The 16,949-nt window shown below is 65.4% G+C and carries 19 protein-coding genes; 7 read left to right on the forward strand and 12 right to left on the reverse strand.

Annotated features, from left to right (window positions below):
- Positions 1–26 precede the first annotated feature (26 nt).
- The 7 genes from ACO2Q9_RS09445 to ACO2Q9_RS09475 form a co-directional block, all read right to left on the reverse strand.
- Entirely contained in the window at positions 27–575 is a 549-nt protein-coding gene (locus ACO2Q9_RS09445; RefSeq protein WP_423310571.1) for an NUDIX hydrolase, read from the reverse strand.
- 80 nt (positions 576–655) lie between these two features.
- Positions 656–1,708: a TRAP transporter substrate-binding protein gene (locus ACO2Q9_RS09450; protein WP_423310573.1), complete on the reverse strand. Its 1,053-nt coding sequence runs from the start codon at positions 1,706–1,708 to the stop codon at positions 656–658.
- 119 nt (positions 1,709–1,827) lie between these two features.
- Entirely contained in the window at positions 1,828–3,147 is a 1,320-nt protein-coding gene (locus ACO2Q9_RS09455; protein WP_423310575.1) for a TRAP transporter large permease, read from the reverse strand.
- On the reverse strand, positions 3,144–3,623 hold the full coding sequence (locus ACO2Q9_RS09460; protein ID WP_423310577.1) for a TRAP transporter small permease: 480 nt from the start codon (positions 3,621–3,623) through the stop codon (positions 3,144–3,146). The genes ACO2Q9_RS09455 and ACO2Q9_RS09460 overlap by 4 nt, the downstream gene beginning before the upstream one ends.
- A gap of 154 nt (positions 3,624–3,777) precedes the next feature.
- On the reverse strand, positions 3,778–4,473 hold the full coding sequence (locus ACO2Q9_RS09465; protein WP_423310579.1) for a fumarylacetoacetate hydrolase family protein: 696 nt from the start codon (positions 4,471–4,473) through the stop codon (positions 3,778–3,780).
- Entirely contained in the window at positions 4,470–5,558 is a 1,089-nt protein-coding gene (gtdA, locus tag ACO2Q9_RS09470; protein ID WP_423310581.1) for a gentisate 1,2-dioxygenase, read from the reverse strand. Before gtdA ends, ACO2Q9_RS09465 begins: the two co-directional genes overlap by 4 nt.
- Before the next feature lie 32 nt (positions 5,559–5,590).
- Positions 5,591–6,931, reverse strand: coding sequence for an FAD-dependent oxidoreductase (locus ACO2Q9_RS09475; RefSeq protein ID WP_423310583.1), 1,341 nt, complete (start codon positions 6,929–6,931; stop codon positions 5,591–5,593).
- A gap of 88 nt (positions 6,932–7,019) precedes the next feature.
- Here ACO2Q9_RS09475 and ACO2Q9_RS09480 point away from each other — a divergent pair, with 88 nt between their 5' ends.
- Positions 7,020–7,463 carry a MarR family winged helix-turn-helix transcriptional regulator gene (locus tag ACO2Q9_RS09480; RefSeq protein ID WP_423310585.1) on the forward strand — a complete coding sequence of 148 codons (444 nt, stop codon included), beginning with the start codon at positions 7,020–7,022 and terminating at the stop codon, positions 7,461–7,463.
- A gap of 18 nt (positions 7,464–7,481) precedes the next feature.
- Here the strand turns inward: ACO2Q9_RS09480 and ACO2Q9_RS09485 are convergent, their stop codons facing one another.
- The 4 genes from ACO2Q9_RS09485 to ACO2Q9_RS09500 all read right to left on the reverse strand — a co-directional run bounded on the left by ACO2Q9_RS09485 (position 7,482) and on the right by ACO2Q9_RS09500 (position 11,053).
- On the reverse strand, positions 7,482–7,787 hold the full coding sequence (locus ACO2Q9_RS09485; RefSeq protein WP_423310587.1) for an antibiotic biosynthesis monooxygenase family protein: 306 nt from the start codon (positions 7,785–7,787) through the stop codon (positions 7,482–7,484).
- Between the two features lie 9 nt (positions 7,788–7,796).
- The gene (locus tag ACO2Q9_RS09490) at positions 7,797–8,120 is read right to left on the reverse strand and encodes a 2Fe-2S iron-sulfur cluster-binding protein (protein WP_423310589.1); all 324 of its coding nucleotides are present in this window, start codon (positions 8,118–8,120) and stop codon (positions 7,797–7,799) included.
- A gap of 66 nt (positions 8,121–8,186) precedes the next feature.
- Positions 8,187–9,665 (reverse strand): glutamine synthetase family protein, encoded by a 1,479-nt coding sequence (locus ACO2Q9_RS09495; protein WP_423310591.1) that lies wholly within the window; start codon positions 9,663–9,665, stop codon positions 8,187–8,189.
- Positions 9,662–11,053 carry a Rieske 2Fe-2S domain-containing protein gene (locus tag ACO2Q9_RS09500; RefSeq protein ID WP_423310593.1) on the reverse strand — a complete coding sequence of 464 codons (1,392 nt, stop codon included), beginning with the start codon at positions 11,051–11,053 and terminating at the stop codon, positions 9,662–9,664. Before ACO2Q9_RS09500 ends, ACO2Q9_RS09495 begins: the two co-directional genes overlap by 4 nt.
- An 89-nt stretch (positions 11,054–11,142) precedes the next feature.
- Here ACO2Q9_RS09500 and ACO2Q9_RS09505 point away from each other — a divergent pair, with 89 nt between their 5' ends.
- The 4 genes from ACO2Q9_RS09505 (at position 11,143) to pgeF (ending at position 13,657) form a co-directional block, all read left to right on the forward strand.
- Positions 11,143–11,865: a GntR family transcriptional regulator gene (locus tag ACO2Q9_RS09505; protein WP_423310595.1), complete on the forward strand. Its 723-nt coding sequence runs from the start codon at positions 11,143–11,145 to the stop codon at positions 11,863–11,865.
- Between the two features lie 67 nt (positions 11,866–11,932).
- Positions 11,933–12,076, forward strand: coding sequence for a hypothetical protein (locus ACO2Q9_RS09510; RefSeq protein WP_423310597.1), 144 nt, complete (start codon positions 11,933–11,935; stop codon positions 12,074–12,076).
- Positions 12,077–12,197: 121 nt separating this feature from the next.
- On the forward strand, positions 12,198–12,839 hold the full coding sequence (gene maiA, locus ACO2Q9_RS09515; RefSeq protein WP_423310599.1) for a maleylacetoacetate isomerase: 642 nt from the start codon (positions 12,198–12,200) through the stop codon (positions 12,837–12,839).
- A gap of 11 nt (positions 12,840–12,850) precedes the next feature.
- Entirely contained in the window at positions 12,851–13,657 is an 807-nt protein-coding gene (gene pgeF, locus ACO2Q9_RS09520; RefSeq protein WP_423310601.1) for a peptidoglycan editing factor PgeF, read from the forward strand.
- On the opposite strand, the gene ACO2Q9_RS09525 is transcribed toward pgeF, so the two are convergent.
- Positions 13,589–13,915: a hypothetical protein gene (locus tag ACO2Q9_RS09525; RefSeq protein WP_423311236.1), complete on the reverse strand. Its 327-nt coding sequence runs from the start codon at positions 13,913–13,915 to the stop codon at positions 13,589–13,591. The genes pgeF and ACO2Q9_RS09525 overlap by 69 nt on opposite strands.
- 86 nt (positions 13,916–14,001) lie before the next feature.
- On the opposite strand from ACO2Q9_RS09525, the gene phaC reads away from it, so the two are divergent.
- Together phaC and ACO2Q9_RS09535 are read left to right on the forward strand one after the other, a co-directional pair.
- The gene (gene phaC / locus ACO2Q9_RS09530; RefSeq protein WP_423310603.1) at positions 14,002–15,660 is read left to right on the forward strand and encodes a class I poly(R)-hydroxyalkanoic acid synthase; all 1,659 of its coding nucleotides are present in this window, start codon (positions 14,002–14,004) and stop codon (positions 15,658–15,660) included.
- 23 nt (positions 15,661–15,683) lie between these two features.
- Entirely contained in the window at positions 15,684–16,862 is a 1,179-nt protein-coding gene (locus ACO2Q9_RS09535) for an acetyl-CoA C-acetyltransferase (RefSeq protein WP_423310605.1), read from the forward strand.
- Positions 16,863–16,949 lie beyond the last annotated feature (87 nt).

Below are 16,949 nucleotides of genomic sequence, written 5' to 3' on the forward strand. Positions count from 1 at the left end.
CTTTTCCGGTGTGTCTGCGACGCGACTCACGCGATGTCGATGTTGTGCACGCCAAACGACCCGGCGCGGCGGTCGGCGAAATACTGCTCCAGCGTTTCCTTCACCGTCCGGAAGGCGATCTCGTCCCAGGGAATCTCGGCTTCGGTGAAGAGCCGTGCTTCGATGGTTTCATGCCCCGGCGCGAACTTGTCGCTCAGCAGGCGGGCGAGATAGAACATATGCACCTGCCCGACACGTGGGACGCTCAGCACGGTGAAGAGGGATTGCATCTCGATCTGCGCGCCGGCTTCTTCGTCCGTCTCGCGCGCGGCGCCCTGTGCGGTGGTTTCGCCGAGCTCCATGAAGCCGGCGGGCAGCGTCCACTTGCCCCAGCGCGGCTCGATGTTGCGCTTGCAGAGCAGGACCTTGTCATCCAGGAAGGGCACGGTGCCCACCACGTTGAGCGGGTTTTCGTAGTGGATGGTGTTGCAGGCCGGGCAGACCGCGCGTTCGCGCACATCGCCGTCATCAGGCACCCGGTACGCGACGGCAGTGCCGCAGTTCCGGCAGTACTTGATCTGGCTCTGCAAAGTCATGCGTCGAGTTTACGGGAAGCGTGCGCGTCAAAAGAAAAGGGCTCCCGGAGGAGCCCTTTGACAAACAGCCGGCGAGCCGATCAGGACTTGGTGGTCCTGGTGTGCTTGTCGATCAGGCTGCGGGCCGTGTCGAGCAGCTTGCGGCCGTCGAAGCCGCGCTTGTCCATGTCGGCCACCCATTCCACTTCGATCGCACGCGACTTGCGGCGGAATTCCTGCGCTTCGGCTGCGCCCACCGTGAAGATGGTGTTGCCGCGATCGGCTGCCGGCTTGCGGCCCTTCGGGTCGTTGCCCTGCTGCGTCTTGCCCAGCCAGGCCGAGGTGGCCATGCCGGAGTTGTTGTCGATGACCTTCTTCAGGTCAGGCGGCAGCGAGTTGTACTTCGCCTTGTTCATCGCCATCACGAAGGTGGTGGTGTAGAGGCTGCCGCCCGCCGGGTCGAACTCGGCGTGGTACTTGGTGAGCTCGTGCACCTTGACCGACGGAACCACTTCCCACGGGATCACGCAGCCGTTGATGGTGCCCTTGGACAGCGCATCGGGGATGCTGGGCAGCGGCATGCCGACCGGCGTCGCGCCGAGCGATGCCACCAGCTTGGTCACCTGGCGGGTGGGCGCGCGCAGCTTGAGGCCGCGCATGTCGTCCACCGTCTTCACCGGCTTGTCGGTCGTGTGGATGACGCCCGGGCCGTGCACCTGCAGCGCGAGCACCTGCGTGTCCTTGAACTCGTCGGGTGCGACGGTCTGCACGTATTCCCAGTACGCCTTGGAGGTGGCTTCGGCATTGCTCATCATGAAGGGCAGTTCGAACACCTCGATGCGCGGGAAGCGGCCGGCCGTGTTGCCGGGCAGCGTCCACACGATGTCGACCACGCCGTCCTTGGCCTGGTCATACAGCTGCACGGGCGTGCCGCCCAGCTGCATGGCCGGGTAGCCTTCGAACTTGATGCGGCCGCCCGATTCCTTCTCGACCTTGTCCATCCAGGGCTTGTGCATGTCGAGCCAGACGGCAGACTGCGGGGCCATGAAGGTGTGGAACTTCAGCGTCACGGTCGACTGCGCGAAGCCGGTGAGGGCGGGTGCGCCCAGGGCCACGGCAGCGCCGGACTTGAGCAGGGTACGTCTCTGGATCATCTTCACTCCTCGGTTTCAATGCAAAAAAATGATGGCAACAAGGTAAGGGAAACCTCCCGGCGCGTCCATGGTGTATGCCCTATGGTTTGCGCCGCTCCCGAAGGGAACTTCTGACGCCGCTAGCCGATGTACTGCACCAGCCACAGCGAGATGCCCGGGAACAGGAGCAGCACGGTGGCGCGGATCACGTCGCTGGCCAGGCAAGGCATGACACCGCGATAGCTTTCGCCGATCGGCACGTCCTTGGCCAGGCCATTGACCACGTACACGTTCAGGCCGACCGGCGGCGCGAGCAGTCCGAAGCTCACCGTCATCAGCACCATGATGCCGAACCAGATGGCAACCGACTCCTTGGGCATGCCGAAATCCAGGCCCATGACCATCGGAAAGAAGATCGGGATGGTCAGCAGCAGCATGGACAACTCGTCCATGACCGCGCCGAGCACGACGTAGAACAGCATGATGGCCGTGACGACCATCACCGGCGACAGGCCCCAGCCGCCGACGACCGACGCGAGCTGGTTGGGCACCTGCGTGAGGGCGAGGGCCGCGTTCATCAGGTCCGCCCCGATGAAGATCAGGAAGATCATGGCCGAGCTTTCCGCCGTGGCGTAGAAGCACTGCTTGAACTTGTCCCAGGTGATCTCGCGCTTGATCAGCGCGGCCACGAAGGTAGCGGCCGCACCGACGGCCGCACCTTCGGTGGGTGTGAACCAGCCGCCGTAGATGCCGCCGAAGACCAGCAGGAAGATGATGGCGATGGGCAGGACCGCGAGCGAACCCTTCAGCGACACCGGCTCGATGCCCGATTCGTTCTCGGGCGCCTGGCCGGGCACCACGCGCACATAGACCGAGATCGCGATGATGTAGCCGACCAGCGCGATGATGCCGGGCACCATCGCAGCCGCGAACAGCTTGGCGATGTTCTGCTCGGTCAGGATGGCGTAGATCACCAGCGGCACCGAAGGAGGAATCAGGATGCCGAGCGTGCCACCGGCCGCGAGCGTACCGGTGGCGAGGCGCCCCGAGTAGCCGTGGCGCTTCATCTCCGGCAGCGCCACGCCGGTGATGGTGGCCGAGGTGGCGACCGAGGAGCCGCAGATCGCACCGAAGGCCGCGCAGGCCAACACCGCAGCCATGGCCAGACCGCCCTTGAAGCGGCGCGTGACGGATGCGGCGAACGAGAACAGCGCCTTGCTGATGCCGCCCTGCGTGGCGAAATGCCCCATCAGGATGAACAGCGGGATGACCGACAGGTCGTAACTCGCAAAACGTGCAAAGGCCTGCGTATTGAGGAAGTTTGCCAGCGGCAGCCAGCCGGTCTGCATCACATAGCCGACAGCGCCGGCCACGAACATGGCGATGGCGATGGGCGTGCGGATGGCCATGAAGACCAGCATCAGCCCGAAGATCAGGAGCGTGAGCGTGATGGGGGTCATGGGTGGGCCTCCGTCTCACCGAAGCCGAAGAGTGTCTGCCAGAGGCCGACCACCGACGCCAGCACGAAGGCCGGCACCATGGCTGCGTACACGGTCCATTCGGGGAAGCCCATCATCATCGTGGTGGAGTTGGTGTCGTACGAATTGATGCCGCCGAGCACGGTGCGCCAGGCCAGCAGCGCGAACACGCCTGCAAGCAACAGGGCACCGAAGCGGTCGAACTTGTCGTTCGTGCGGTCACCGAGTTTTGTGGTGAAGAAGTCCACGATGATGTTGCCGCGCCTGAACTGGCACCAGGGCATGAACATGGCGATGGCTGCGCCGGTTGCGACGCCGGTGAGCTCGAAGTCGCCCACGATGGTCACGCCGATGGTGTTGCGGCCCAGGAGGCTCGCGCAGGTCATCAGGGTGATGACTGTCAGAAGCACGCCGGCCAGGATGGCACAGAGCTTCGAGAGGAATTCAAGAACTTTCAACTACGTCTCCAATCCGCCCATTTGTTATGGATGTTTTTATTGGGATGCTGGCGCATGTGGCAAGCAAAGGCCGCGCCAGCCGGGGAATGTAACCGCCCGGCGCCGAAAGCAAGCGGATGTCCCGCCTGCCTGCTCAGGCAACTGGACTGGCGGATCACGCCACCTTGATGGTGAGCGTGCCCAGGCCACCCACGCTGCCGACCAGCGTGTCGCCCTGCACCACGGCGGCCACGCCTTCGGGCGTGCCGGAGTAGATCAGGTCGCCCGGCTGCAGGTCCCACGCGGCGGACAGGTGTTCGATGGTCTCGCCGATGTTCCAGATCAGCTTGGAAACGTTGCTGCGCTGGCGGTCCGTGCCGTTCACCTGCAGCCAGATCTCGGCGTTGGGCACATCGCCGGCATCGGCCACGGGCGTGATCGGCCCGATGGGTGCCGATTGTTCGAACGCCTTGCCGATGCACCAGGGGCGGCCCTGCTTCTTCATGTCGTTCTGCAGATCGCGGCGTGTCATGTCCAGGCCCACGGCGTAGCCGTAGATGTGCTTGAAAGCATCCGCCGCCTTGATGTTGCGGCCGCCGGTGCCGATGGCCACGACGAGCTCGATCTCGTGGTGGAAGTTCTTCGTGAGCGTGGGGTAGGCAATGCTGCCGGTCTGGCCCGCTTCGACGGCGACGACGGCGTCGGCCGGCTTCAGGAAGAAGAAGGGCGGCTCACGACCGGTGAAGCCCATCTCCTTGGCGTGTTCTTCGTAGTTGCGGCCCACGCAGTAGACGCGGTGGACCGGAAAGCGCTCGGCGCGGCCGACAACGGGAACCGAAACCGTGGGGGCCGGCGCGAAAACGTAGCTCATGACAACCTTTCTTCCTTGTGAATGCCCAATGCCTGATGCACGGGTCGATCTGAAAAACTGAACAGCACGCAGCCCGTCTGGGAGCTGAAGCGCGCAGTGTGCCACGAGGGCACGACGAAATGATCGCGCGGGCCGAAGTGGAATGTGTGCGTGGCGTCGCCGCGCGCAACCTGCACCGAACCGGTGCCTTCGACGACGCTGAACACCGCGCCGTCGGTCTGCCGGTACGCCTTGCCGTTGAAGCCGGCGGGCAGGCGCTGCATGAACGTGGCCATAGTCGGCATCGGCGAGCCGCCGGTCGATGGGTTCACATAGCGCAGCTTCACACCATCCCAGTCGTCGATGGGCGCATCGCGTTCGAGCTGGTGCAGCGCGTCGCGCGTGCGCGCGTACGGGTAACTGAAGATGGGGGATGTGGCACCGTAAGGTGCGTCGCGGCGCAGCGGCGCCATGTTGTTGCCGTAGGTCGCAAGGCTCGTGCCTTCGGGGCGCGTGACCTTCTGCACCTTGCCGTCGTCGTTCTGCGCGAAGCCGGCGTCGAAGAAGCGGATGGTGGGAATGTCCAGCCCGTCGAGCCAAACCACCGGTTCGTCGGTGTCATTGCCATGGTCGTGCCAGGTCCAGCTCGGGGTGATGATGAAGTCGCCCGGGTGCATGGTGGTGCGCTCGCCATCCACGGCGGTGTAAGCGCCCGACCCCTCGACGATGAAGCGCAGCGCGCTTTGCGTGTGCCGGTGGCTCGGCGCCACTTCGCGCGGCATGATGAGCTGCAGGCCGGCATACAGCGACTGCGTGATCGCTGACTGGCCCCGCAGCGCCGGGTTCTCCAGGATCAGCACGCGGCGCACGGCTTCGTCGGCAGTGATGGCTGTACCGGCGCGCATAAGGAACGGGCGCACCTCGTCGTACTTCCAGAGCGCGGGCACGCACGGTGTCTGCGGCTGCTGTGGCACAAGCGCGTGCAGGACTTCCCACAGCGGCGTGAGGTTCAGCGGTGACATGTCGGCGTAAAGCTGCTTGCGCAACTCGGCGGCCTGTGCTGCGCCCAGGGCGTTCACTGCGCCGGGCGTGAGTGGGGCGTTCATGCGTGTCTCCTTTTTTCGGGGCGGGTGATTGGCTACCACTCCGTGCCGAGGTAGGCGCCTTCAGCCTTGAGCCGGGTCTGCAGCGCGCCAACGTCCACGTCGGCTGCGGTTGTCTGTTTCAGCAGCGCAAGCGCGGCGGCCGTGCCCGCCGCCTGGCCCATGACGAAGCACGCGCCGGTCACGCGCGCGGCGGACTGGGCTTCGTGCGTCATCGATGCGCAGCGGCCTGCCACCCACACGTTGTCCAGGCCGAGCGGCACCGTCATGCGGTAGGGCAGGTGGTTGAAGCCGCGGCTTTGGGGGATCTTCGGCCAGCGGAATTCGACGTCTCCCTTGAGGTGCAGTTCGAGTGGCCAGCCGTTGACACCGATCGTGTCGTCGAAACTGGCGCACTCCAGCACGTCCGGCTCGGTCAGTTCATACAGGCCCCTGATGCGGCGTGTCTCGCGGATGCCCACCTGCGGCGCGATGTCCACGATGTAGGACTGCTCGAAGCCCGGCACTTCCTTCAGGAAGCCGGCCACGCTGGCGATCTGCTTGCGGCCGAGCACTTCGGCATCGCTCAGTTCGCGTGCGTCGGTGCCGTCCATGGCGTTGCCTTGCGCATTGCCCAGTTGCGTGAGGTTCACGCGCCACTCGACCGGGTTCTTCTGGGGGCGGACGATGGGCGTCTTTCGCGGAAACTTGTAGCGGCCGGCCGCTTCGGCTTCGAGCATCAGGCGTGGGATCACGCCCCAGTCGCTGCCTGCGCGCTGCGGATCGATGCCGTTGAGCCGGAACATCGTGGACGGGTAGAGCATGTGGCCTTCGCCATCGCCCTTCTCGAAGGGCGCGCCAGCCCATGCGGCCAGGTCGCCGTCGCCCGAGCAGTCGATGAACGCGCGGCCCACGACCGCACCGCGACCCGACTTCGTCTCGACCAGCAGCGCCTGCACGCGCCGCTCGCTGTCCATGACCACACCGGCGGCCAGCGCATGGAACAGCAGTTCGACACCGGCAGACAGCAGCAAATCGTCGGCGGCGATCTTGTAGGCAGCGGTGTCGTAGGCCTGCGCGGAGGTCTTGCCGAATACGGTATGCGGCGCGTTCAGCCCGCCCAGCTTGTCGATGCGCGCAAGCAGGTCCGACGCGACGCCGTGCACGACCTGCCGGATCTCGCCATGCACATTCGCGTGCAGGCCGCAGAAGTTGGTGACGCCCGCTGCCGTGCCCATGCCCCCAAGGAAGCCGTAGCGCTCGATGAGCAGCGTGCGCTGCCCCGCGCTTGCCGCCGACACAGCGGCCGCCATGCCGGCTGGCCCGCCACCGAGCACGACGACGTCGTATTCGCCGAGCACCTTCGTCTGCCGGCTGGGTTCAGTGATGAAAGTCATGAATGCTAAGTGTACATATCAAGTGCAAGGATCTCTTGCGGTGTTTACCCGCAAGGCGCGCACAGGGACGTCACCTAAACTCGCCGCCATGCCCAGCAGCTACGATTTTCAGCACGCACCGGGCTATCTGGTGCGGCGAACGCACCAGATGGCGGTGGCCATCTTCACGGAAGAAACAGCGGATTTCGGCATCACGCCGGTGCAGTTCGCCCTTCTCAACGCCCTGATGGACACCCCCGGCGAAGACCAGGTGACGCTGGCGGGGCGGGTGGCGTTCGACGCGGCCACTTCCGGCTCGGTCATCAGCCGGCTCGAAGCCAAGGGTTGGGTCCGGCGCGAAGCTGACGCGAATGACCGGCGTCGCAAACTGTTGTGGGTGACGCCAGAGGGCGAGGCCGTCGTCGGCCAGATGAAGCGTGCGGTCAACCGCGCGCAGGCTCGCATCACGAGCCCGCTGGATGCGCGCGAGCGCGGGCAACTCATCCGCCTGCTGGGAAAGCTCGTTGCCGGTCATGAAGCCGGCGGGGCCTGATCCGCCACGCCGGCCGGATCAGGCCGGCGACTTGATCACCAGATTGAAGTGTTCGACCACCGGCGGCGCCGCGAAGAACGGCCCGACGATCGCGCGCCATTGCGTGAACAGATCGGAGCCGCGGAAATCCACCGTGTGGTTCTCCAGCGTCTCCCAGTGAATCTGCAGGACGTACCGCTCGGGCGATTCGATGCCCTTGCTCACCTTGAAGTCGCGGAAGCCCTGGGCCTTGGAGATCACGGTCTTCAGTCCGCGCTCGATGGCCTCTTCGAAGGCTGCCTGCTGGCCGGGCTGGATGCGGATGTCTGCGAGTTCGAGGATCATGTTCGCGCTTCAGTGCTGGGTGGCCGGCAAGTCTACCGTGATGCCGCTGATCTCGTCGGTCAGCTTGATCTGGCAGCTCAGCCGGCTGTTGGGCTGGCGTGGCGACGCGGTGAAATCGAGCATGCCGAGTTCGTCGTCGTCGGGCGGCGGCAACTGGCTCGCGAAGGGCTCGCGCACCATCACGTGGCAGGTGGCGCAGGTGAGCAGCCCGCCGCAGTCGGCTTCGATGCCCTTGGCGTTGTCGTGGATGGCCGCTTCCATGAGGCTGAAGCCCGGCTTGGATTCGACGGTGGTGGTGGTGCCGTCGGCACTGACGAGATGGATGGTGACCATGGTGATCGTGGTGGTTGTGTTCGTGTTCGTCTTGGCGTTTGCGCCCTGCATTGGAACCGACTCGCGTCAGAACCGGCTGAAGTATTCCCGGCGCTGGAAGTCGTCCTTGTCGGCGGCTTGTTCGTGACGCTCGACCTCGGCACGTTTGACGCGATCGAATGCCTTGATCAGGTCGTCGCCGAAGGCCTTGCACAGCGTGGTGTCCGCCTTCAGCGCGTCGAGGGCTTCACCCAGATGGGTCGGAAGCGGCGTGCTGGCGGCGGCGTAGGGCGAGTCGGTCGCGGGCGGCGCCTTCAGCTTGCGTTCGATGCCGTCCAGGCCCGCGTGGATCTGCGAGGCGATGTACAGGTAGGGATTGGCCGTCGGCTCGCCGATGCGGTTTTCCACCCGTGTTGCGCTGTCGCCGCATTCACCGACGAGGCGGATCATCGCGCCACGGTTGTCCCGACCCCAGAGCGCGGCCATGGGTGCCAGCGCGTTGGGGCGGAAACGGCCGAAGCCGTTGATCGTCGGCGTGCAGAACACGGCCATGCCGCGTGCGTGGTCGAGCAGGCCCGCCATGTAGTGCTCGCCGACCTCGCTCAACAGGAACTGCGCATCGGCAGGTGTCGCGCCGGGGGCAGGTTCGCTGCGGCGGAATGCATTGGCACCGGTCTTCAGGTCCACCAGCGACTGGTGCAGGTGCCAGCCGCTGGACATGATGTGCGGAAAGGGCGGCCGGCACACGAAGGTGGCGTAGTAGCCTGCGCGGCGCAGGGCCTGGCGCACCGCGCTGCGGAACAGCACCATGTTGTCGGCGGCGGTGAGCGCATCGCTCACGTCGAACACGGCCTCCACCTGGCTCGGGCCGAACTCGATCTCCAGCGAGGTCAGCGGAAGGCCGAGCGCCTGCGCCGTGCGCTGCACGATGCGCAGCGGCTCTTCGGTCAGGTCGAAATTGCTTTCTGCGAGCATGTGATAGCCCGGGTGCAGCATCGATACGCGCGGCGGCAGGCCAGGCCAGCCCGCAAGCTCGGGGTCGGTTGCCGGGCTTTCGTCCTCGATGCGATAGATGTGGAACTCGACTTCGAGTCCGCACTTCATGCCGTAGCCCGCGTCGGCCAGCCGCTTCAGTGCCTGTTGCAGCACATGGCGCGTGTCCTGCGCGACGGGTTTTCCGTCGGGGTGATGGAGCTGCCCGCGCAGCCAGCCGGTGCGCTCGGCCCATGGCAGCGTTTTCAGCGTCGACGGGTCGGCCATGAGCAGCGTATTGCCGGCGAACTCGAAGCCCGGCAGGTCGGCAGCGCCGCCTTTCTCGAAGATCTTGAAGGCGGTGCGATCGGAGGTGTCCTTGAGTACCGCCGAACTCACCAGCCCCACACCGGCGCGCAACGCGCCTTCGACGGCCGAGGCCACGAGCGTCTTGCCGCGCACGACGCCGTGCATGTCGCACCAGCCGAAGCGCACCAGCTCGAGGCCGCTCGCGTCGATGACCTTGCAGGTTTGCGCGATTGCACTCTCGCGGGCGGCATCGTGGATGCCGCAACGTTCCGCAAAGCTCGTCATGCAGCAGTTTCCGTTTCGCCGGGCGCCTTCGCGATCCAGGGGGCATTCGCGCGCTTGTCGTCGACCTGCTTGATCCACCAGGTGGGCCATTCACCCGCAGGCGCGATGCCATCCACCGTGTCCGGGCCGCCGTCGATCGACGCCGCGGTTTCCGCCGAGGCGATGCCCGGGCCGGTGCCGCCTGCGGCCACGGTTTCGATCGCGGCCAGCAGCATGCGGCGGTTGGCCATGATCACCTTGTCGCTCGTGCCCAGGTGTTCGCGGGTGCGGTCCTGGATGGGGCCCATGCTTTCGACGGCCCACTGGTCATGCACGTTGATGTCTTCCTCGCCCATGCCGAGGTAGGTGGTCGTCATCTGCTCTTCGGAATTGAAACCCCAGTTGTTATGGCGGCCGGAAACCGGCGTGTAGTCGGGCAGGGTGATGAACTGCTGGCGCTGGGCGCGCATGGCTTCCTTGTCGAGCGGACCGTCGAAGCTGGTGAAGAACGAATACCAGTAGGTGTGCGTGTCGTCCACCGGCACGTGCATCTGGGTGATCGTCATCGTCTCGGACAGCGGGATCACGAAGGTCGACGGGAAGATCGAGTTGGTGATGCGCACGTGCGTGAGCTTCTCCGTCATCGGGCGCAGGGCGGTGAGCTGGATGCCCCAGGGCTTCTGCTCCACGCTGATCTCGGGCTGGCAGAACTCGCGCATGATGCGCGTCATCGGCCACTGCTCGCCGTCGTAGTTGCCCGCACTTGCGCTGCGGAACTGCTTGCCGGCGGCGTTGTTGCCGATCTCTTCCAGCGCTTCGTCCTGCAGGAAGCGGTGCAGGAAGGACGGGTGGGCGGGGTCGATGCCGACTTCGAACGCCTGCAGCCAGTTGGCATTCCACAGGCCCTTGAATGCGAAGCTGTGCGTGGCCGGCGCTGCAAACGCGTCGAAGTTGGGCATGGGCGGCGGCGCCTTGCCCTCTTCACCGAACCACCCGAACAGCACGCCTGCCTTCTCGATGATGGGGTAGCTGCGTTGGCGCACGCGTTCGCACAGCTTGCTGCCGGCGGGTTCAGCCGGCGTTTCGAGACAGGTGCCGTCCGCTGCGAACTTCCAGCCGTGGAAGGGGCAGCGCAGGCCATCGGCTTCACGGCGGCCGAAGGCGAGGTCGGCGCCCCGGTGCGGGCAGTCGCGATCCAGCAGGCCCCAGCGGCCTTGCTCGTCCTTGAACAGCACCATGTCCTGGCCCAGCACGCGCACCGGCTTGACGGGGCGCTTTTCCATTCGCGGGTCGAGCTTCGGGTTGAACTCGTCCACCAGGGCTACCGGCTGCCAGTACTGGCGCAGCACGGCGCCGGCGGGTGTGCCGGGTCCGACACGGGTGATCAATTCGTTCTGCTCGGCTTTCATCGGGGCTTCCTTGAGACTTGAAAATAGGGCTGGATACCAAAATAATTAAACGGTATACCGTTTCTAAAATTCAGTGTACAGTCTGATCCATGAACTTGCAAGACACCGTTCTCATGCAATTGCGGGACCTGATCCTGCGCGGCGAATTCGAACCCGGTCAGCGGCTGGCTGAACAGCAACTGGCCGAGCGCCTCGGTGCGTCCCGCACACCCGTGCGGGCGGCGCTGGTGACCCTGGAGCAGGAAGGGTTGGTCGAGGTCAACGAGACCGGCGGCTATCTGGTGCGCCAGTTCACGCCGCGTGAAGTGGCTGACGCCATTGCGGTGCGCGGGCATCTGGAAGGCATGGCTGCGCGCCTCGTCGCGGAGCACGGCCTTCCGCGCCAGTTGCAGATGGACCTGCAGGCCTGTCTGGACGAGGGCGACCGTGCGCTCGCTGCCAACCCGCTCACTTACGAGAGCTATGCCGACTATGCGGCCATGAACAACCGCTTCCACGCGCTGATCCTCGAAGCCTGCGGTAACCGGGCGCTGCAGCGCTCCGTGGCATTGAACGACAAGCTGCCCTTCGCGCCGGCCTCGGCCATGCTGCCGATGCAATCGACGATGGAGCAGGACCGGGACTGGATGCACTACGCACACCGCCAGCACCACATGCTGTTCGCCGCGCTCAAGGCGGGCGAGGGCGCGCGCGCTCAGGCACTGGCCGTGGAACACATCGAGGTCGCGCAGATGAACATGCGCATGGCGCTGGAGCGGCGCGTCGAGAGCGAGCGCGTCATGCCGGCCATCCGGCTGGTCGTGGGCGGCTGACGCTGACGGGCAAAGCCCCGTTCCAGTAAAGTCGCCTTCCATGACGGAGAAGGCGAACCGGGGGGACGTGTCTTTCACCCGCGCCGGCTTCTGGCATGGGTTCGTGATGGCCCAGCCGCTCGCGCCCGGCGCGGCCATCGGGGTGGCGATGTGGAAGAGCAAGTCCGACCTCTGGCCCGTCTGCGCGGCGGCGCTGAGGCATGGGAGGTGAATCTGCGCATTGATCGCGCGTTCCTGCTGGCGCTGGCGGGCGCGGCCACGGTCGCGCTGTGCCGCTGGCTGGGGCTTTGAAGCGGGTGCCGCGATCGCTGCGGCGTTTATGCTTGGCACTCATGAAGCTCTACAACTATTTCCGCTCCTCGGCCTCCTTCCGCGTGCGCATCGCGCTCGAACTCAAGGGGCTGGCGTACGAGTACGTGCCGGTGCACATCGCCAAGGGCGACCACAAGCAGGCACCCTACGCCTTGATCTCTGCGGACACCCTGGTGCCCATGCTCGAACTGGACGATGGCCGGCGACTCTCGCAATCGATGGCGATCATCGAATACCTCGAAGCCGTGCATCCTGCGCCCGCGCTGCTTCCCGCCGATGCTTATGCCAAGGCGCAGGTGCATGCGCTGTCGCAGTCCATCGCCTGCGAGATCCACCCCATCAACAACCTGCGCGTGCTCAAGTACCTGGTGCGCGAGCTCAAGGTCGGCGAAGACGCCAAGAATGTCTGGTACCGCCACTGGGTGCGCGAAGGTCTTGTGGCGTTCGAGCGGCAATTGGCACAACTGCCTGCGTCCACCTATTGCTTCGGCGATGCGCCGACGCTCGTGGACTGCTGCCTGGTCCCCCAGATCTTCAATGGCAAACGTTTCGACTGCGACTTCAGCGGCTTGCCGCGCACCATGGCTGCTTTCGATGCCTGCATGAAACTCGAGGCTTTCCAGAAGGCGCAGCCCTCGTTCTGCCCTGACTCGGAAGCCTGAAGCGTCACGACATGTCGTTGCCCGACACCCTGACCGGCTCCCTGCCTGAAGCCTGGATCGAGCCGGACTGGCACTTGCCCGTGGGCGTGCGGGCGGCCTGCTCGACGCGCCGGGGCGGACAGTCCACGGGCGCATACGACAGCCTCAATCTCGGCGACCACGTCGGCGACGACCCGGTGGCTGTCCACGCGAACAGGGCGCAGGCGCAGCGGGCGCTCGGCGCGCGTCCGGTCTTCATGCAGCAGGTCCACGGGGCGCAGGCGGCACGGCTTTCTGCCGCAACGCCAGATGGCGTGACGGCCGATGCCTGCGTCACCACCGAGCGCGGTGTGGCCTGCACGATCATGGTGGCGGACTGCTTGCCTCTGCTGTTCGCGCATGACTCGGGTCAGGCCGTCGCAGCCGCGCACGCGGGTTGGCGCGGTCTTGCCGGTGGCGTGATCGAATCCGCGCTGTCGGCGCTCGCGCGCGAAATGGGCCAGCCGGTGGGCCTCGCGGCGGCACGGACGCGTGTATGGCTCGGCCCCTGCATCGGCCCGCGCGCATTCGAGGTCGGGGACGAGGTGAAGGCGGCGTTCGAAGCCGATGACGCGGGGGCTTCGGCGTGCTTTGCACCGCATGCGGCGGGCGCTGCCGGGAAGTGGCTGGGCGATCTGCAGGGGCTCGCGCGACAGCGGCTATCGGCGCTTGGCGTTGCCTCGGTTCACGGCAATGACGGCAGCGACGACTGGTGCACCGTCAGGCAGGCATCACGTTTCTTTTCCCACCGGCGCGATCGCGTCAGCGGGCGCTTCGCGGCTTTCATCTGGCGCGACTGAGGCGCTGACTGAGGCGCTTTGTGTGGCGTGTTGTGCTGCACGCTGTGCGGCTGCCGCACGTGCTTCTTCCTCCTCCCGTGCCTTGATCTTCCGCTTGCGGCCCGGCGTGCCCAGGATGTAGACCACGATGGACATCGGCAATACGCCGTAGAGCACGAAGGTGACGATGGCACCGAGGATCGTGCCGGTGGTGTTCGTGGCTTCGGCAACCGACATCATCAGCACCACATACATCCACGCGATCACGACGAGATACATCCATTCACTCCACAATCGGTTGTCGCGCCAGTTCAATTCCGACATACTAGGGTAATCCCGGATCACGCAGCGCATAGGAGACAAGAATGAATTCTGGAGCAGATTGGGTGCTCCCCACCCAGCAGTTTCAGCAACTTTTCGGCGAGGAATTCCAGAAGTCGATCGGCAAGCCGATCGTGTTCTCCCAGGACAAAGTCCAGTCGCTGCAGCAGGACTACGTGCGTGAAGCCTCCAGCCTCTGGAATGAAGGCGTGCAGGCCGGCACGAAACTCAAGGACCGCCGGTTTTCGGCCGAGGCGTGGTCGCACAACCCGATGGCGGCGTTCAATGCGGCGCTCTACCTGCTCAATGCCCGCACGCTGATGGGCCTTGCCGATGCGGTCGAGTCGGACGAAAAAACCCGTGCGCGCGTGCGCTTTGCGGTCGAGCAATGGCTGGCGGCGACGGCACCGAGCAATTTCCTTGCATCCAACGCCGACGCACAGCAGCGCGCGGTGGACACGCAGGGCGAGAGCATCGCCAGGGGCTTGCAGAACCTGATGCGTGACCTCGGCCAGGGCCATATGAGCCAGACCGACGAGTCGGTATTCGAGGTGGGCCGGAACGTTGCCACGACCGAAGGAGCCGTCGTCTACGAGAACGAGTTGTTCCAGCTGATCGAATACAAGCCGCTCACGCCCAAGGTGTACGAGCGGCCGATGCTGTTCATTCCGCCCTGCATCAACAAGTTCTACATCCTCGACCTGCAGCCCGAGAACTCGCTCATCCGCTATTCGGTGAGCCAGGGGCATCGCACCTTTGTCGTGAGCTGGCGCAATCCGGACGAGTCGCTGGCCGATGCCGACTGGGACGATTACATCGAGAAAGCCGGCATCGAGGCCATCCAGGTGGTGCGCGATATCACCGGCGCCAGGCAGATCAACGCGCTGGGCTTCTGCGTGGGGGGCACCATCCTCGGCACGGCGCTGGCCGTGCTCGCCGCGCGCGGCGAAAAGCCGGTGGCCAGCGCCACGCTGCTGACGACCTTCCTCGACTTCGCCGACACCGGCATCCTGGACGTGTTCATTGACGAGGCCTTCGTGAAGTTCCGCGAGATGCAGTTCGCGCAGGGCGGGCTCTTGCCCGGGCGTGATCTGGCTTCGACGTTCAGCTTCCTGCGGCCGAACGACCTGGTGTGGAACTACGTCGTCGGCAACTACCTGAAGGGCGAGACGCCCCCGCCGTTCGACCTGCTGTACTGGAACAGTGATTCGACCAACCTGCCGGGCCCCATGTACGCCTGGTACCTGCGGAACACCTACTTCGAGAACAATCTGGTGAAGCCGGGCAAGGCGCTGGTCTGCGGCAAGAAGGTCGACCTGGGCAAGGTGGACATCCCGGTGTACGTCTACGGGTCGCGCGAAGACCACATCGTTCCCATCGGCGGCGCCTATGCAAGTACGCAGCACCTGCCGGGCAAGAAACGATTCGTCATGGGCGCGTCCGGGCACATCGCCGGCGTGGTGAACCCTCCGGCGGCGAAGAAGCGCAGCCACTGGATCCGCGACGACGGCAAATTCCCTGCGACCCAGCCCGAGTGGCTGGCTGGCGCGACCGAGCACCCCGGCAGCTGGTGGACGGACTGGTCTGCCTGGCTCAAGCCGCATGGCGGCAAGCAGGTGCCGGCACCGAAGAAATACGGCAATACGAAGTTCAAGCCCATCGAGCCCGCACCGGGCCGCTACGTCAAGGCGCGAGCAAAATAGCATCAAATCCCAGGAGAAAACACATGGAAGACATCGTCATCGTCAGCGCGGCCCGCACGGCAGTGGGCAAGTTCGGCGGCACGCTCGCCAGGACCGCCGCCCCCGAACTGGGCGCCATCGTCATCGCCGAACTGCTCAAGCGCAGCGGGCTGGACGGATCGCAGGTGGGTGAAGTGATCCTGGGTCAGGTGTTGGCCGCAGGCTCGGGCCAGAACCCGGCGCGCCAGGCGCTCATCAAGAGCGGCCTGCCGAAGGAAATACCGGCGCTCACCATCAACGCGGTCTGCGGCTCGGGCCTGAAGGCCGTGATGCTGGCTGCGCAGTCGGTCGCCACGGGCGACAGCGAGATCGTGATCGCCGGCGGCCAGGAAAACATGAGCGCAGCGCCGCACGTGCTGCCGAATTCGCGCGACGGCCAGCGCATGGGCGACTGGAAGCTGGTGGATTCGATGATCGTGGACGGCCTGTGGGACGTCTACAACCAGTACCACATGGGCATCACCGCCGAGAACGTGGCGAAGAAGTACGGCATCAGCCGCGAAGCGCAGGACGCGCTGGCGCTGTCCAGCCAGCAGAAGGCCGCGGCCGCGCAGGACGCCGGCAAGTTCAAGGATGAGATCGTGCCCGTGACGATTCCCCAGAAGAAGGGCGATCCGGTAGTGTTCGACACCGACGAGTTCATCAACCGCAAGACCAACGCCGACGCGCTGGCAGGCCTGCGCCCCGCCTTCGACAAGGCCGGTGGCGTGACTGCGGGCAATGCTTCCGGCATCAACGACGGCGCGGCAGCCGTGATGGTGATGACGGCGAAGAAGGCCGCCGCGCTCGGCCTGAAGCCGCTCGGCCGCATCGCCAGTTACGCGACCACCGGGCTGGACCCGGCTTTCATGGGCATGGGCCCGGTGCCGGCGTCGACCAAGGCGCTGCAGCGCGCCGGATGGAAGGCGTCAGACCTCGACCTGCTCGAGATCAACGAGGCTTTCGCCGCGCAGGCCTGCGCGGTCAACAACGAGATGGGCTGGGACGTGAGCCGCGTCAACGTCAACGGCGGCGCGATTGCCATCGGTCACCCGATTGGTGCATCGGGCTGCCGCATTCTGGTGACACTCCTGCACGAGATGCAGCGTCGCGATGCGAAGAAGGGCATTGCGTCCCTGTGCATCGGTGGTGGCATGGGTGTTGCACTGACTATCGAGCGGTAAACCAGGGGTGCCGTTCCGGCACCCGCCGCAACCCCGCTGTCCTTGTCGCGACCACAGTGACGTTTTTGATGTCACTGTGGCGTTAAC

It is taken from the genome of Variovorax sp. VNK109 (genome assembly GCF_049445855.1).
Lineage (GTDB): Bacteria > Pseudomonadota > Gammaproteobacteria > Burkholderiales > Burkholderiaceae_C > JAGOCV01.

Bases quoted from the DNA above. Each gene is read 5' to 3' on its own strand.
- ACO2Q9_RS09485 (WP_423310587.1), bottom strand. From the start codon at position 7,787: ATGATCCTCGAACTCGCAGACATCCGCATCCAGCCCGGCCAGCAGGCA.
- ACO2Q9_RS09490 (WP_423310589.1), bottom strand. From the start codon at position 8,120: ATGGTCACCATCCATCTCGTCAGTGCCGACGGCACCACCACCACCGTC.
- ACO2Q9_RS09505 (WP_423310595.1), top strand. From the start codon at position 11,143: ATGAACTTGCAAGACACCGTTCTCATGCAATTGCGGGACCTGATCCTG.
- maiA (WP_423310599.1), top strand. From the start codon at position 12,198: ATGAAGCTCTACAACTATTTCCGCTCCTCGGCCTCCTTCCGCGTGCGC.
- ACO2Q9_RS09450 (WP_423310573.1), bottom strand. From the start codon at position 1,708: ATGATCCAGAGACGTACCCTGCTCAAGTCCGGCGCTGCCGTGGCCCTG.
- ACO2Q9_RS09455 (WP_423310575.1), bottom strand. From the start codon at position 3,147: ATGACCCCCATCACGCTCACGCTCCTGATCTTCGGGCTGATGCTGGTC.
- pgeF (WP_423310601.1), top strand. From the start codon at position 12,851: ATGTCGTTGCCCGACACCCTGACCGGCTCCCTGCCTGAAGCCTGGATC.
- ACO2Q9_RS09465 (WP_423310579.1), bottom strand. From the start codon at position 4,473: ATGAGCTACGTTTTCGCGCCGGCCCCCACGGTTTCGGTTCCCGTTGTC.
- ACO2Q9_RS09535 (WP_423310605.1), top strand. From the start codon at position 15,684: ATGGAAGACATCGTCATCGTCAGCGCGGCCCGCACGGCAGTGGGCAAG.
- gtdA (WP_423310581.1), bottom strand. From the start codon at position 5,558: ATGAACGCCCCACTCACGCCCGGCGCAGTGAACGCCCTGGGCGCAGCA.
- ACO2Q9_RS09475 (WP_423310583.1), bottom strand. From the start codon at position 6,931: ATGACTTTCATCACTGAACCCAGCCGGCAGACGAAGGTGCTCGGCGAA.
- phaC (WP_423310603.1), top strand. From the start codon at position 14,002: ATGAATTCTGGAGCAGATTGGGTGCTCCCCACCCAGCAGTTTCAGCAA.
- ACO2Q9_RS09495 (WP_423310591.1), bottom strand. From the start codon at position 9,665: ATGACGAGCTTTGCGGAACGTTGCGGCATCCACGATGCCGCCCGCGAG.
- ACO2Q9_RS09445 (WP_423310571.1), bottom strand. From the start codon at position 575: ATGACTTTGCAGAGCCAGATCAAGTACTGCCGGAACTGCGGCACTGCC.
- ACO2Q9_RS09480 (WP_423310585.1), top strand. From the start codon at position 7,020: ATGCCCAGCAGCTACGATTTTCAGCACGCACCGGGCTATCTGGTGCGG.
- ACO2Q9_RS09500 (WP_423310593.1), bottom strand. From the start codon at position 11,053: ATGAAAGCCGAGCAGAACGAATTGATCACCCGTGTCGGACCCGGCACA.
- ACO2Q9_RS09525 (WP_423311236.1), bottom strand. From the start codon at position 13,915: ATGTATCTCGTCGTGATCGCGTGGATGTATGTGGTGCTGATGATGTCG.